The sequence below is a fragment of the Escherichia sp. KTE159 genome, from assembly GCF_000408805.1.
GTDB lineage: Bacteria > Pseudomonadota > Gammaproteobacteria > Enterobacterales > Enterobacteriaceae > Escherichia > Escherichia marmotae.
Genome location: NZ_KE137292.1, coordinates 3,420,620 through 3,434,561, shown reverse-complemented (window position 1 = coordinate 3,434,561; position 13,942 = coordinate 3,420,620). Strand labels below are relative to the sequence as shown.

The window sequence follows — 13,942 nt, the reverse complement described above, 5'->3', positions numbered from 1 at the left end:
GTATACCCGGTGGCGCTGGCCTCTGCGCACAGCGCCATCCGGTAGCAATACTTCATTCCCTGTCCGATAAGGACAGGAATTGATTGGTGAGCAATGCAGACACGCAGTTCCAGGCTGTGCGTCACTACAGAGAATCCGGGTTATGTTGCAGTTTATTCTCCGACGTTTGGGACTCGTCATCCCCACGTTTATCGGTATTACCCTTCTCACTTTTGCCTTTGTCCACATGATCCCCGGCGATCCGGTGATGATCATGGCTGGCGAACGTGGGATCTCCCCAGAACGTCATGCGCAACTGCTGGCTGAACTCGGCTTAGATAAACCGATGTGGCAGCAGTACCTCCACTACATTTGGGGCGTTATGCATGGCGATTTAGGCATTTCGATGAAAAGCCGCATCCCGGTTTGGGAAGAGTTCGTGCCGCGCTTCCAGGCCACGCTGGAACTTGGCGTCTGCGCGATGATTTTTGCGACCGCGGTCGGCATTCCGGTTGGTGTGCTGGCGGCAGTTAAACGGGGTTCCATTTTCGATCACACGGCGGTTGGTCTGGCGCTGACCGGCTATTCAATGCCGATCTTCTGGTGGGGCATGATGCTGATCATGCTGGTTTCAGTGCACTGGAACCTGACGCCGGTCTCCGGTCGCGTGAGCGACATGGTGTTCCTCGATGACGCTAATCCATTAACCGGTTTTATGTTGATCGACACCGCCATCTGGGGTGAAGACGGTAACTTTATCGACGCCGTCGCACATATGATCTTACCTGCGATGGTGCTGGGTACGATTCCGCTGGCGGTTATCGTTCGTATGACGCGCTCCTCGATGCTGGAAGTGCTGGGCGAAGACTATATCCGCACCGCTCGCGCCAAAGGCCTGACCCGCCTTAGGGTGATTATCGTCCATGCGCTGCGCAACGCCATGCTGCCGGTGGTTACCGTGATCGGCCTGCAGGTGGGCACGCTGCTGGCGGGGGCGATTCTGACCGAAACCATTTTCTCCTGGCCGGGTCTGGGGCGCTGGTTGATTGACGCGCTGCAACGCCGCGATTATCCGGTAGTGCAGGGGGGCGTATTGCTGGTGGCGACGATGATTATCCTCGTCAATCTGCTGGTCGATCTGCTGTACGGCGTGGTGAACCCGCGTATTCGTCATAAGAAGTAAGGGAACATCATGTCACAGGTTACTGAAAATAAAGTGATTACTGCACCGGTGCCGATGACCCCGTTACAGGAGTTCTGGCACTATTTTAAACGCAACAAAGGCGCAGTCGTCGGGCTTGTTTACGTGGTCATCGTGCTGTTTATCGCGATTTTTGCCAACTGGATTGCGCCGTATAACCCGGCGGAGCAGTTCCGCGATGCGCTGCTCGCCCCGCCAGCCTGGCAGGAAGGCGGCAGCATGGCGCATTTGCTCGGCACCGATGACGTCGGTCGCGATGTGATGTCGCGCCTGATGTATGGTGCCCGGCTGTCACTGCTGGTCGGTTGTCTGGTGGTGGTATTGTCGCTGATTATGGGCGTTATTCTCGGCTTGATCGCTGGTTACTTTGGCGGTCTGGTCGATAACATCATCATGCGCGTGGTCGATATCATGCTGGCGCTGCCAAGCCTGCTGCTGGCGCTGGTGCTGGTGGCTATCTTCGGCCCATCTATCGGCAACGCCGCGCTGGCATTAACCTTTGTCGCCCTGCCGCATTACGTCCGTTTGACGCGCGCTGCCGTGCTGGTGGAAGTGAACCGCGACTATGTGACGGCTTCCCGCGTGGCGGGGGCTGGGGCGCTGCGCCAGATGTTCGTCAATATTCTCCCTAACTGCCTTGCACCACTGATTGTTCAGGCGTCGCTCGGCTTCTCTAACGCCATTCTCGATATGGCTGCCCTCGGCTTCCTTGGCATGGGCGCGCAACCGCCAACGCCGGAATGGGGCACCATGCTCTCCGATGTATTGCAGTTCGCGCAAAGTGCCTGGTGGGTCGTGACCTTCCCGGGTCTGGCGATCCTGCTGACGGTGCTGGCATTTAACCTGATGGGTGACGGTCTGCGTGACGCGCTCGATCCCAAACTGAAGCAGTAAGAGGTTCGAGATGGCGTTATTAAATATAGATAAATTATCGGTGCATTTCGGTGATGAAAGCGCACCATTCCGCGCCGTAGACCGCATCAGCTACAGCGTGAAACAGGGCGAAGTGGTTGGCATTGTTGGCGAGTCTGGTTCTGGCAAATCGGTTAGTTCGCTGGCGATTATGGGGCTGATTGATTATCCCGGTCGCGTGATGGCAGAAAAGCTGGAATTTAACGGTCAGGATTTGCAGCGTATTTCGGAAAAAGAGCGCCGCAACCTGGTCGGTGCCGAAGTCGCGATGATCTTCCAGGACCCGATGACCAGTCTCAACCCGTGTTACACCGTTGGTTTCCAGATTATGGAAGCGATTAAGGTGCATCAGGGGGGTAACAAAAGCACCCGCCGTCAGCGAGCGATTGACCTGTTGAATCTGGTCGGCATCCCCGATCCGGCATCGCGTCTGGACGTTTACCCGCATCAACTTTCCGGCGGGATGAGCCAGCGTGTAATGATCGCGATGGCAATTGCCTGTCGGCCAAAACTGCTGATTGCCGATGAACCGACCACCGCGCTGGACGTGACCATTCAGGCGCAAATCATCGAACTGCTGCTGGAGTTACAGCAGAAAGAGAACATGGCGCTGGTATTGATTACGCATGACCTGGCGCTGGTGGCGGAAGCGGCGCATAAAATCATCGTGATGTATGCCGGTCAGGTGGTGGAAACGGGTGATGCCCACGCTATCTTCCGTGCGCCACGTCATCCATATACCCAGGCATTGTTGCGTGCGTTGCCGGAATTTGCCCAGGACAAAGAACGTCTGGCGTCGTTACCTGGTGTGGTTCCCGGAAAATACGACCGCCCGAACGGCTGCCTGCTTAATCCGCGCTGCCCCTATGCCACTGACAAATGCCGCGCTGAAGAACCGGCGCTGAATATGCTCGCTGACGGGCGTCAGTCCAAATGCCATTACCCACTTGATGATGCCGGGAGGCCCACACTATGAGTACGCAAGAGGCCACCTCGCAACAGCCATTGTTGCAGGCTATCGACCTGAAAAAGCATTATCCGGTGAAGAAAGGTATGTTCGCGCCGGAACGTCTGGTGAAGGCGCTGGACGGCGTTTCGTTTACCCTTGAACGCGGCAAAACGCTGGCGGTGGTGGGAGAATCTGGCTGCGGTAAATCGACCCTCGGTCGGTTGCTGACGATGATCGAAACGCCGACCGGCGGCGAACTGTATTACCAGGGGCAGGATCTGCTCAAGCACGATCCGCAGGCGCAGAAACTGCGTCGGCAGAAAATCCAGATCGTCTTCCAGAACCCCTACGGTTCGCTGAATCCACGTAAAAAAGTCGGGCAAATTCTCGAAGAGCCGCTGCTGATTAACACCAACTTAAGCAAAGAACAGCGTCGGGAAAAAGCCCTGTCGATGATGGCGAAAGTCGGCCTGAAAACCGAGCATTACGACCGCTATCCGCATATGTTCTCCGGCGGACAGCGTCAGCGCATCGCCATCGCCCGTGGGTTGATGCTTGACCCGGACGTGGTGATTGCCGACGAACCGGTTTCCGCGCTGGACGTCTCGGTGCGTGCGCAGGTGCTCAACCTGATGATGGACCTACAGCAAGAGCTGGGGCTTTCTTATGTCTTTATCTCGCACGACCTGTCGGTGGTGGAGCACATTGCCGATGAAGTGATGGTGATGTACCTGGGGCGCTGCGTGGAGAAGGGAACGAAGGAGCAAATCTTCAATAACCCGCGTCATCCGTACACTCAGGCGCTGCTCTCTGCGACGCCGCGCCTGAACCCGGACGATCGTCGCGAACGCATCAAGCTCACCGGTGAACTGCCAAGCCCACTGAATCCACCGCCGGGTTGCGCCTTCAACGCTCGCTGTCGTAGACGTTTCGGCCTCTGCACACAGTTGCAGCCGCAGCTAAAAGACTATGGCGGTCAACTGGTGGCCTGCTTTGCTGTTGATCAGGATGAAAATCCGCAGAAGCCAGTTGTATAACCCACCCGATGAGACCGGTTTTCATGCCGGTCTCATATCAAAAATAATCTTTTAGTGTTTTACATATCGAATACATGTCTTTTTTGACCCTTTTTGTGACTCAGGAGCATATCCAGGCTGTACTGCAATGCTATCGACATCGTCTGGGGCTGCTGTGAGCAGCCCCGTTGCTTTTACTCAATCAACTTCAACAGTGGCGACAAGCACAGCAAAATACCGTACAGCAGAATCAGCCAGGTTTTAAACCCGCGAAGTTTTTCCAGTTGTGCGACTTTATAGATCAGGAAAAACGGAATGAGGCACGACACAATGCCATATAACGGACTTCCTAACTGAAAGAACACCAGCACCGATACCCGAAATGAAACCCAAATGGTCAACGTAATGACGATAAAAGCGCAAATTGCCAGTGTCAGCATGCGTGAGTTAATTTTCTGGGTATCAATAATTCGGCTTAACAGATTGATAATAATGCCTTTAATGGCCTCGTGGAATCCAAGGTAAATGCCAAAGAAAGCGGTAAGTACAGCAAAGATATTCAACACCGTAGAGGTGATATGGATGATATGCCCGGGGATCACCTGAGCGGCCAACGCCAGTGCTGAGATATTTTGCTCAAACGCGGAAACCGCCTCTTCATGGCTAATCGAAAAGGTAAACGAAAAGGCAAAAAACAGAATTACTGCGATGAGCGTGATATAGCTAATCCGGTGAGTACGCAGTGCGAGTCGCGTTGCCAGTATTTTATTTGCTTCCCGTTTACGGTAGGCAATATTCATCGGGTTAAGCACCTGAATAAATACCGCAGAAAAGAAGCAAAAAGGAATCGTGAGCAGGACATCGCGGAAGAAGACAGAAGCCTCCGGAAAAGCGGTTATATTGGCGAAATTCCAGTGGGGGATCATTGCAAAACCGAACACCACAATAATGCCCACTTTGACCACTACCATTGGCCCGGAAATCTTAAACAACAACCGTTCTCCACCGGAAGCGATAGCGACCAGTATGGCGAAAATAGCCACTTTATAGACTAAAGATTGTGAAAGATCGGTATCAGTCAACCCGAAGGTTTTCAGATATGAAGCACTGTCGAAAACCACAGATAAGGAATAGATAAAAATTCCGTGGATAATCATCAAAAAGTAAATGACGCCGAGGAATATTCCCCAGTTCTTCCCCAGGTAATGACTGATAATATCGGTGTAGTCATTACAGGAGTCACTTTCAGAAAGTGTTTTTAAATAAATATCCTGTACTACCCAGGTTGCCGGATAAGCAATAATGGCTGCGGTGATAAATACCCAAATTCCCTTCAGCCCAATTTGTACTGGCATCAGCACCGTTCCGGCACCAATTGCCATTCCTATGCATAATAAAACCCAGCCGAAGTCGTATCGCGTAAATGGCAATTTCTGATCGCGTAGTTGTAATGTGTTGTCCTGCATAAAGTCCTGTCCAGAAAGAAGTCAGCCCCGCAAAGATGGTTATCCCCCGTTTCTCTTGCGCAACAGGCGGAGAAGTCGAATACGCAGTGTGCTAAGAATGAGGCAACAGATTCACCGGGGAGAATCGCGAGGAGGCGCAATTCTACAAAATTGCGCATTTCACTACCAGCCTGGTGTCAGATCGCGGGTAATGCGGACAGTGAAAATTCTGCAAACATGAAAATAAGCTGGAATGCATCGCGCAAAGTGAAAAACAGGCAGATACCAGGGGCAGAAAGCGTCAGTAGAATCAGCGGCAAGCCGGAGGGTTCCGGTGAGGCGCAATGTTGCGGGGGCTTTATCCCTGGTGGCATTGGTTGCTGGAAAGAGAAAACCCCCGCACGTTGCAGATATATACCTGACAACATCACGGGAGCCATTCTTGAACCTACACAACTCAAGAATAGCCGCGAAACGTTGTTATTACAACACAGGCGGCTATATGACGCTCGCGCAGTTAGGCATGGCCTTCTGGCACGATTTAGCGGCTCCGGTCATTGCTGGCATCCTTGCCAGCCTGATCGTGAGCTGGCTGAATAAGCGGAAGTAACATGCCATGCGGGCGTCGGCTGCCGTAATGGCAATTTGCGCCCGAACCAGGCCGCAGGGATAAAACTCTGCGGTCTTTTTCGTGAGAAAAATGCAACGGCTGCAAGCCGATAATATTCTGCGGAATGCGCAGCACAGAGTGAAAAATTGAGATATTTCAGGACAGATACGCTGCCGTAGAATCAGCGGCAAGCCGGAGGGTTCCGGTGAGGCGCAATGTTGCGGGGCTTTATCCCTGGTGGCATTGGTTGCTGGAAAGAGAAAACCCCCGCACGTTGCAGATATATACCTGACAACATCACGGGGGCCATTCTTGAACCCAAACAACTCAAGAATAGCCGCGAAACGTTGTCATTACAACACAGGCGGCTATATGACGCTCGCGCAGTTAGGCATGGCCTTCTGGCACGATTTAGCGGCTCCGGTCATTGCTGGCATCCTTGCCAGCCTGATCGTGAGCTGGCTGAATAAGCGGAAGTAACGTGCCATGCGGGCGTCGGCTGCCGTAATGGCAATTTGCGCCCGAACCAGGCCGCAGGGATAAAACTCTGCGGCCTTTTTCGAGTTTACTGCGGGTATGGCACCCAATCACCACCGTTCAACCGAACGTAAGGTTTGTTCTGGTATTGAATCACCACCGCGTTTGAATTCTCAGATACCGGCGCTGTTTGTGGCAATCCGCTGGTGAGTTTTTTCCAGTCAACATTGTCTTCGGTGAAAATTTTACCGTCGAGAACACGAACCACCAGGTCAGAAATTGCCAGGAAGCTGCTGGGTTGGTCGATAACAATCGGTGCGCCTTGATGCGGTGCCTTCATGCCGAAGAATTTTACGCCAACGGGGACATCAGTGATTGATGGGCTAGGGATATCACGCAGACCTGATACCTGCATTCTGTCACCTTTCAGCGCGCCGCCGTGCTCTGGTACGACGACGACCATCACTTTACGGTCCGATTTCTCCAGCTCGGTAAAGAAGGCGTCCAGTTCATCAAAGAACTTCTGCGCCCGCGCTTTGTAGTCTGCTGTTTTACTGACGCCCGGATAATGGTTGCCATCATGCAGTGGAAGCGTGTTGTAGAACGTGGCACTGCGGGTGTTTTTATCTTTTTCGGTTACGTCCAGCCAGCGGTTAAGCACGGCGGTATCGTCATAAACTGGCGAACCATCAAAGCCCAGTAAAATAACCGGCAGGTTTGTTTGATCCATCAATTCTGTCTGCATACCGCCATTTTCGCGCACTTCTTTCAGGAAGCCGCCGAACTGGCCGTTATGCCCCATCATCAAGTGCTGGGTGAAGCCCAGTTTTGACAAGTTATCGAACAGATAGCAGTCATTATTGGCTGGTTGATACAGATTGGTGTGCGAAGTCTGCCCACAACTGGCGCGCAGCAGACGAATTGCCGCCGGACCGCTGTATGAGGTGGCGGAGTTGAAGTTCTTGAACTCAATATCAAAATGCGACCATAACGGATGCGACATTAACCCGGCAGCTTCAATGTCCGACCAGGAGAGTGAGCAGATGTTGATGACCAGCAATTCAAATGGCTGTGCATCAGCCGGAAGAGCAGATGGGAAGGTTGACTTACGTTTCGCTTCGGCGTTATAGAAATTACTCAGCCAGGCATTAAGGTTTGCGGTTGTCGGCGGCGCGGTTTGCGCAGGCATATCACCAACCACCGGCGTACCGCCTGCGGCAGCGACAGTTGCTGCTGCGTTGCCACCTGTCGTTGTCACCGTCGTGGTCGGTTGACCGGCTGGCCAGAGGGAGAAACTTGGACCCGCCAGGGTAAGTACGTTCAACCACACCAGAATGGCGACGACAAAAATGGTGACGCGAATCCATTGCGACAGGAATAACCAGGCCACTAACAATACAAAAATGGCTCCGATCATCTGCCAGTTAATAAAGCGAGTGACGAGGTCGATTAAATAATCGGTACTGAAACCGGCGACCTGCGAACCCTGACTCATGATGCTTTCCGGGCCAGGCAACCAGGTGTCGTGCCAGAACAATGCAAAACCGATTGGCAGGGCTATCCAGTGACGTAGACGGTGCAGGCTGTAGCGTGGAATCGGCATCAGCAGGAACGCGGCAAATACCAGGTTTAGTAGCGGATGGAAGTTAAGATAGCCCGCCCACAGCAGGCCGAACTTAACCAGAAAATAGAAGTTCCAGCCAGAAAGGCCGCGCCAGTATTGCCAGAGGGAAGAAGGCATAGCAGTGTTTTGGGTAAATTGAGTCATTTTTTGGTTGCCCTGGCTTTTTCCGCACGGCGTAATATACCGGCCGGTTTTACATAACGAGGTTTAGCGAATAACAAACGCAAAGTGTCACGAATACGCCGCAGAGAATGTCGAGCCAGATAACCCAGCGGGAAAAATATCAGTGCACAAACGATAATAATTTCAATGATATCGCTGATGGTCATCATGATGAACGCTCCACAGCATCATCCAGCAATCTCAGTGGTTCAGGTATGCGTCGCCAGTTGCGACCATCGTGTTCGGCATTAATGATTGGCGTGGAGCCTTGCGTTAAAGGCAGCGGCATACCCCATTGTTCCGGCGCTAACAGGCGCATTTGCACCAGCTCGGCGCTGATTTGGTCATCTTCAAACCAGACCATGCGGTTGGAGAAAATATCGCCAGTAGGCAGTGGGAAAATATGGTTCAACGCGGTATCCAGATCATTAATCCGGCAGAAAGAGAGAAACAGCACCAGTCGATTGCCACCAATCGTCATAATATCTCCGGTACGATTAGGGCGGCACAGCGTCAGTGCTTGCTCGACACGGATGCCAGGCACCGGGCGCAGAGCCACCAGAACGCCTTTACCGTGGGCAGGTAACAAGGTGTTATTCATCATGTTATTAACCGCATCACAGAACACATCCCACTTCTGAAACCCCCGCAGTTTAATCGGCTGAGTCATCGACAGCAGTGTGGTGATATCTTCCGGTACATAGCGACTGAACTTCTGCCCCTGCACGCTTTCAATCATCGTCAGACAGCGAGAGAGTGGAGCGTTCCATGGAATAACCATATTTGCGCCGCAGGCCAACAATAAACGCTCGTCGGTGGCGCGCAGGCTGGCGATATTTTCCCGCACGAGGATTTTCAATGCGCTGCCACGCTGGCGGCGCAGAGTATGAATACTGCGGGCCAGAGGTTCAATTTGTCCATTTTGCTGTAAAGAGAAAACGACCGTTGCTGCCTGAGCGGTACGGGCTTCATTGAACAAGGCTTCGTTATTGTCGAATAGCTTCCAGTGTTCCGATAGCGGTGGCGCGCCTTCCAGTACAGCAATATTACTGAGAATACGTTTTTCATCGCTGCGTGGTTGGATCTCTGCCTCTTCACGCTGAACTAACGCCCAGATGCCATTTTGATGCTGGACGGTCAGTTGCTGACGGGCGCTGACGCCTTTTTCGTTACACCAAAAGGCGATATCCAGCAGATGCTGATCACCCTGAAAACGTAAACTGGCGAGTCCAAAAAGCGAACGGTACTCCTCCAACAACAATGAAAATTGTTTATCGTTATTATTTCCAGGATTAATTACCAGCAGTGAACAATGGTTTAATCTACTCCACTTGTTCATTTTCTCCAGCCATAAGCGAAGCCGCTCGGCAGGAATGTTTTGCCATGCGTTATTTGCGCAAACAAGAATGAAAAGGTAATTTTGAGGATCAATAGAACACTGTAAATCACGTGGCAAATAGTATAGGCCCTTTTCATGATTTAGCATCGAAAATAATTTTATTTTTTCTGGTCCTTGAGAATCATCTAATTTGAAGTATTTGTCAGGATCGTTGCCCATGCTAATGACCGCGACTTTCGCGGTTTCGGCCTGAGATGCAATGGTTTGATTCACCAGACTGATAGCATCTTCATAGCGATCGACGTTAAACCACCAGGTGCCGCCTGCTGGCATATGTCGCAGCTCATCCCATAAGGATGAGATACCGATAGAGAATACAGGGTCCACAGTGTCCCTCAAGTCGCCATTTTGTCTGATTATCAGTTTACTAGCGAAAGCTAAGAAATAAACCTACCATTGAAATTAAAACTTATCAGATTTAGCATGTGAATCAATTTAGCAGGTCAGAAGCCTTGTGATATCAGCCTTTTCGTTTTTTAGTTTTTCTGTTGCGTAACGGAAAGCCAAAAAATGAGCGAACTTCTGTGCCACCGTTAGCAATAAAGCGGTGAAAGTGTCTTACTGTGTAATATGTTTATTTCATAGGGATCATCCATAATGAATAACAATGAACCCGATATTCTGCCTGATCCCGCGATAGGCTATATCTTCCAGAATGATATTTTGGCGCTAAAACAGGCTTTTTCACTGCCTGATATTGATTATGCCGATATTTCTCAACGCGAACAGTTGGCTGCAGCATTAAAACGCTGGCCGCTGTTGGCTGAGTTTGCGCAGCAGAAGTAGGGGAGTGGTAAATGGCCGTACTGGGATTGCAGGGGGTGCGGGGTGGCGTGGGTACTACAACCATCACTGCCGCGTTAGGCTGGTCATTGCAAATGTTAGGAGAAAATGTCCTGGTGGTCGATGCCTGCCCGGACAATTTGCTGCGCCTGTCATTTAACGTTGATTTTTCTCACCGTCAGGGCTGGGCAAGAGCCATGCTGGATGGTCAGGACTGGCGTGATGCCGGGCTACGTTATACCTCGCAGCTCGATCTGCTGCCCTTTGGTCAACTGACTCTCGAAGAACATGAAAATCCCCAACACTGGCAAACGCGATTGGGCGAGATTTGCACCGGTATTCAGCAACTGAAAGCTAGCGGGCGTTATCAATGGATTTTGATCGATTTACCACGCGACGCCTCGCAGATAACGCATCAGTTGCTGAGTCTGTGCGATCACACCCTGGCAATCGTTAAAGTGGATGCCAACTGTCATATTCGGCTGCATCAGCAGGTACTACCTGCTGGCGCGCATATTTTAATTAATGATTTTCGCGTAGGTAGCCAGGTTCAGGATGATATTTACCAACTATGGTTGCAAAGCCAGCGGCGCTTGTTGCCGATGTTGATCCATCGTGATGAAGCGATGGCTGAATGTCTGGCGGCAAAACAACCGTTGGGCGAATACCGTAGCGATGCGTTGGCGGCAGAAGAGATTCTAACGCTGGCGAACTGGTGTCTGTTGAACTATTCCGGGCTGAAAGCGTCAGCCGGGAGCGAATCATGAGTATTCTGACCCGGTGGTTGCTTATCCCGCCGGTCAACGCACGTCTTATCGGGCGTTATCGGGAATATCGTCGTCACGGCGCGTCGCCTTTTAGCGCGACGCTCGGCTGTTTTTGGCTGATTCTCGCCTGGGTATTTATTCCGCTGGAACATCCGCGCTGGCAGCGTATTCGAGCAGAACATAAAAACCTTTATCCGCATATCAACGCCGCGCGCCCGCGTCCGCTGGATCCGGTCCGCTATGTAATCCAGACCTGCTGGTTGTTAATCAGTGCTTCACGCAGAGAAACGGCGAAACCGCGCTGGCGTTCGTTTTCACGCTTGCAGAATATTCGTGGTCGTTATCATCAATGGATGGATGAGCTTCCGGCTCGCTTCAGTCATAACACGCAACATCTTGATGAGAAAAAAGAGCTGGGCCATATAAGCGCCGGAGCTCGGCGCTTTATTCTTGGCATCATCGTGACGTTCTCGCTGATTCTGGCGCTGATTTGCGTCACCCAGCCGTTTAACCCACTGTCACAGTTTATCTTCCTGATGTTGCTGTGGGGTGTAGCGCTAATGGTGCGGCGTTTACCGGGACGCTTCTCTGCACTGATGCTGATTGTGCTGTCGCTCACCGTTTCGTGCCGTTATATCTGGTGGCGCTACACTTCCACGCTGAACTGGGACGATCCGGTTAGCCTGGTGTGTGGCTTAATTCTGCTGTTCGCGGAAACTTACGCGTGGATTGTGCTGGTGCTTGGCTACTTCCAGGTGGTATGGCCGCTGAACCGTCAGCCAGTACCGCTGCCAAAAGATATGTCGCAATGGCCATCGGTGGATATTTTTGTGCCGACATACAACGAAGATCTTAGCGTGGTGAAAAATACGATTTACGCCTCGCTGGGTATCGACTGGCCGAAAGATAAACTCAATATCTGGATCCTCGACGATGGCGGCAGGGAAGAGTTTCGTCAGTTTGCACAAAATGTTGGGGTGAAATATATCGCCCGAACAACTCATGAACACGCTAAAGCCGGAAATATCAACAACGCACTGAAATATGCCAAAGGCGAGTTCGTGTCGATTTTTGACTGCGACCACGTACCGACGCGCTCGTTCCTGCAAATGACGATGGGCTGGTTCCTGAAAGAGAAGCAGTTGGCGATGATGCAGACACCGCACCATTTCTTCTCACCAGACCCATTTGAACGCAACCTGGGGCGTTTTCGTAAAACGCCGAATGAAGGCACGCTGTTCTACGGTCTGGTGCAGGACGGTAACGATATGTGGGATGCCACCTTCTTCTGCGGTTCTTGTGCGGTGATTCGCCGTAAGCCGTTAGATGAGATCGGCGGCATTGCTGTCGAAACCGTGACCGAAGATGCGCATACATCTCTGCGTTTGCACCGTCGTGGCTACACCTCTGCGTATATGCGTATTCCGCAAGCGGCGGGGTTGGCGACCGAAAGCCTGTCGGCACATATCGGTCAGCGTATTCGCTGGGCGCGTGGGATGGTGCAAATCTTCCGTCTTGATAACCCGCTTACCGGTAAAGGGTTGAAGTTCGCGCAACGGCTGTGTTACGTCAACGCCATGTTCCACTTCTTGTCGGGCATTCCACGGCTGATCTTCCTGACCGCGCCGCTGGCGTTCCTGCTGCTTCATGCTTACATCATCTACGCACCCGCGTTGATGATCGCGTTGTTTGTGCTGCCGCACATGATCCATGCCAGCCTGACCAACTCGAAGATTCAGGGTAAATATCGCCACTCGTTCTGGAGTGAAATCTACGAAACAGTGCTGGCGTGGTATATCGCGCCGCCGACGCTGGTGGCGTTAATTAACCCGCATAAAGGCAAATTTAACGTCACCGCCAAAGGCGGCCTGGTGGAGGAAGAATATGTCGATTGGGTGATCTCGCGACCGTACATCTTCCTCGTCCTGCTCAACCTGTTTGGTGTCGCTGTTGGCATCTGGCGTTACTTCTACGGCCCGCCAACTGAAATGCTCACCGTGGTTGTCAGTATGGTGTGGGTGTTCTACAACCTGATTATTCTCGGCGGCGCGGTAGCGGTATCGGTTGAAAGTAAACAGGTACGGCGTTCGCATCGTGTAGAAATGACGATGCCAGCGGCCATTGCCCGCGAAGACGGCCACCTTTTCTCCTGCACTGTTCAGGACTTCTCTGACGGCGGTCTGGGGATCAAGATCAACGGTCAGGCGCAGATTCTGGAAGGACAGAAGGTGAACTTACTGCTCAAACGCGGTCAGCAGGAATATGTCTTCCCGACTCAGGTGGCGCGCGTGATGGGTAACGAAGTTGGGCTGCAATTGATGCCGCTTACTACCCAGCAACATATCGATTTTGTGCAGTGTACGTTTGCCCGTGCGGATACATGGGCGCTCTGGCAGGACAGCTACCCGGAAGATAAGCCGCTGGAAAGTCTGCTGGATATTCTGAAGCTCGGCTTCCGTGGCTACCGCCATCTGGCGGAGTTTGCGCCTTCTTCAGTGAAGGGCATTTTCCGCGCGCTGACTTCTCTGGTTTCCTGGGTTGTTTCGTTCATTCCGCGCCGCCCGGAGCGGAGCGAAACGGTACAACCATCGGATCAGGTTTTGGCTCAACAATGATGA

At 52.2% G+C, this 13,942-nt stretch carries 14 protein-coding genes; 9 read left to right on the top strand and 5 right to left on the bottom strand.

The features are described from left to right. The first annotated feature begins 142 nt into the window (after nt 1–142). Genes dppB through dppF form a run of 4 tightly spaced genes read left to right on the top strand, consistent with a single transcriptional unit; the run spans nt 143 to nt 4,078 of the window. Nucleotides 143–1,162: a dipeptide ABC transporter permease DppB gene (gene dppB / locus A31E_RS05460; protein WP_000938852.1), complete on the top strand. Its 1,020-nt coding sequence runs from the start codon at nt 143–145 to the stop codon at nt 1,160–1,162. Between the two features lie 9 nt (nt 1,163–1,171). Continuing rightward, a complete protein-coding gene (gene dppC / locus A31E_RS05465; protein ID WP_000084684.1) occupies nt 1,172–2,074 on the top strand; it encodes a dipeptide ABC transporter permease DppC in 903 nt (300 codons plus the stop codon). A gap of 10 nt (nt 2,075–2,084) precedes the next feature. After that, on the top strand, nt 2,085–3,068 hold the full coding sequence (dppD, locus tag A31E_RS05470) for a dipeptide ABC transporter ATP-binding protein (RefSeq protein WP_001196443.1): 984 nt from the start codon (nt 2,085–2,087) through the stop codon (nt 3,066–3,068). Further along, nucleotides 3,065–4,078 carry a dipeptide ABC transporter ATP-binding subunit DppF gene (gene dppF, locus A31E_RS05475; protein ID WP_000107039.1) on the top strand — a complete coding sequence of 338 codons (1,014 nt, stop codon included), beginning with the start codon at nt 3,065–3,067 and terminating at the stop codon, nt 4,076–4,078. Before dppD ends, dppF begins: the two co-directional genes overlap by 4 nt. A gap of 173 nt (nt 4,079–4,251) precedes the next feature. Here dppF and A31E_RS05480 read toward each other — a convergent pair whose 3' ends face one another. Further along, on the bottom strand, nt 4,252–5,523 hold the full coding sequence (locus A31E_RS05480; protein ID WP_001153786.1) for an SLC5/6 family protein: 1,272 nt from the start codon (nt 5,521–5,523) through the stop codon (nt 4,252–4,254). Between the two features lie 176 nt (nt 5,524–5,699). Continuing rightward, on the bottom strand, nt 5,700–5,930 hold the full coding sequence (locus A31E_RS26125) for a hypothetical protein (protein WP_175419245.1): 231 nt from the start codon (nt 5,928–5,930) through the stop codon (nt 5,700–5,702). A 74-nt stretch (nt 5,931–6,004) separates the two neighbouring features. Here A31E_RS26125 and A31E_RS25860 point away from each other — a divergent pair, with 74 nt between their 5' ends. Continuing rightward, on the top strand, nt 6,005–6,112 hold the full coding sequence (locus A31E_RS25860; protein WP_000170974.1) for a type I toxin-antitoxin system toxin Ldr family protein: 108 nt from the start codon (nt 6,005–6,007) through the stop codon (nt 6,110–6,112). A gap of 372 nt (nt 6,113–6,484) precedes the next feature. After that, complete coding sequence (locus A31E_RS23560; protein WP_000170974.1) at nt 6,485–6,592, top strand: type I toxin-antitoxin system toxin Ldr family protein; 108 nt, start codon at nt 6,485–6,487, stop codon at nt 6,590–6,592. Between the two features lie 85 nt (nt 6,593–6,677). Here the strand turns inward: A31E_RS23560 and bcsG are convergent, their stop codons facing one another. From bcsG to bcsE, 3 genes are read right to left on the bottom strand one after another with little or no spacing between them, the layout of a single operon-like run. Then, complete coding sequence (gene bcsG, locus A31E_RS05485; protein ID WP_000191615.1) at nt 6,678–8,357, bottom strand: cellulose biosynthesis protein BcsG; 1,680 nt, start codon at nt 8,355–8,357, stop codon at nt 6,678–6,680. Then, on the bottom strand, nt 8,354–8,545 hold the full coding sequence (gene bcsF / locus A31E_RS05490) for a cellulose biosynthesis protein BcsF (protein WP_016249328.1): 192 nt from the start codon (nt 8,543–8,545) through the stop codon (nt 8,354–8,356). Before bcsF ends, bcsG begins: the two co-directional genes overlap by 4 nt. Continuing rightward, nucleotides 8,542–10,113, bottom strand: coding sequence for a cellulose biosynthesis c-di-GMP-binding protein BcsE (bcsE, locus tag A31E_RS05495; protein ID WP_077633369.1), 1,572 nt, complete (start codon nt 10,111–10,113; stop codon nt 8,542–8,544). The genes bcsF and bcsE overlap by 4 nt, the downstream gene beginning before the upstream one ends. A gap of 258 nt (nt 10,114–10,371) precedes the next feature. Between bcsE and bcsR the strand changes: the two genes are divergently transcribed. Genes bcsR through bcsA form a run of 3 tightly spaced genes read left to right on the top strand, consistent with a single transcriptional unit; the run spans nt 10,372 to nt 13,939 of the window. Then, nucleotides 10,372–10,560 carry a cellulose biosynthesis protein BcsR gene (gene bcsR / locus A31E_RS05500; protein ID WP_001063312.1) on the top strand — a complete coding sequence of 63 codons (189 nt, stop codon included), beginning with the start codon at nt 10,372–10,374 and terminating at the stop codon, nt 10,558–10,560. 11 nt (nt 10,561–10,571) lie between these two features. Beyond that, nucleotides 10,572–11,324, top strand: coding sequence for a cellulose biosynthesis protein BcsQ (gene bcsQ / locus A31E_RS05505; protein WP_000279553.1), 753 nt, complete (start codon nt 10,572–10,574; stop codon nt 11,322–11,324). Next, entirely contained in the window at nt 11,321–13,939 is a 2,619-nt protein-coding gene (gene bcsA / locus A31E_RS05510) for a UDP-forming cellulose synthase catalytic subunit (protein WP_000025929.1), read from the top strand. The genes bcsQ and bcsA overlap by 4 nt, the downstream gene beginning before the upstream one ends. Nucleotides 13,940–13,942: the final 3 nt, after the last annotated feature.

Bases quoted from the DNA above. Each gene is read 5' to 3' on its own strand.
- bcsQ (WP_000279553.1), top strand. From the start codon at position 10,572: ATGGCCGTACTGGGATTGCAGGGGGTGCGGGGTGGCGTGGGTACTACA.
- bcsG (WP_000191615.1), bottom strand. From the start codon at position 8,357: ATGACTCAATTTACCCAAAACACTGCTATGCCTTCTTCCCTCTGGCAA.
- dppD (WP_001196443.1), top strand. From the start codon at position 2,085: ATGGCGTTATTAAATATAGATAAATTATCGGTGCATTTCGGTGATGAA.
- A31E_RS23560 (WP_000170974.1), top strand. From the start codon at position 6,485: ATGACGCTCGCGCAGTTAGGCATGGCCTTCTGGCACGATTTAGCGGCT.
- A31E_RS05480 (WP_001153786.1), bottom strand. From the start codon at position 5,523: ATGCAGGACAACACATTACAACTACGCGATCAGAAATTGCCATTTACG.
- dppB (WP_000938852.1), top strand. From the start codon at position 143: ATGTTGCAGTTTATTCTCCGACGTTTGGGACTCGTCATCCCCACGTTT.
- bcsR (WP_001063312.1), top strand. From the start codon at position 10,372: ATGAATAACAATGAACCCGATATTCTGCCTGATCCCGCGATAGGCTAT.
- bcsA (WP_000025929.1), top strand. From the start codon at position 11,321: ATGAGTATTCTGACCCGGTGGTTGCTTATCCCGCCGGTCAACGCACGT.
- bcsF (WP_016249328.1), bottom strand. From the start codon at position 8,545: ATGATGACCATCAGCGATATCATTGAAATTATTATCGTTTGTGCACTG.
- dppF (WP_000107039.1), top strand. From the start codon at position 3,065: ATGAGTACGCAAGAGGCCACCTCGCAACAGCCATTGTTGCAGGCTATC.
- A31E_RS25860 (WP_000170974.1), top strand. From the start codon at position 6,005: ATGACGCTCGCGCAGTTAGGCATGGCCTTCTGGCACGATTTAGCGGCT.
- A31E_RS26125 (WP_175419245.1), bottom strand. From the start codon at position 5,930: ATGTTGTCAGGTATATATCTGCAACGTGCGGGGGTTTTCTCTTTCCAG.
- dppC (WP_000084684.1), top strand. From the start codon at position 1,172: ATGTCACAGGTTACTGAAAATAAAGTGATTACTGCACCGGTGCCGATG.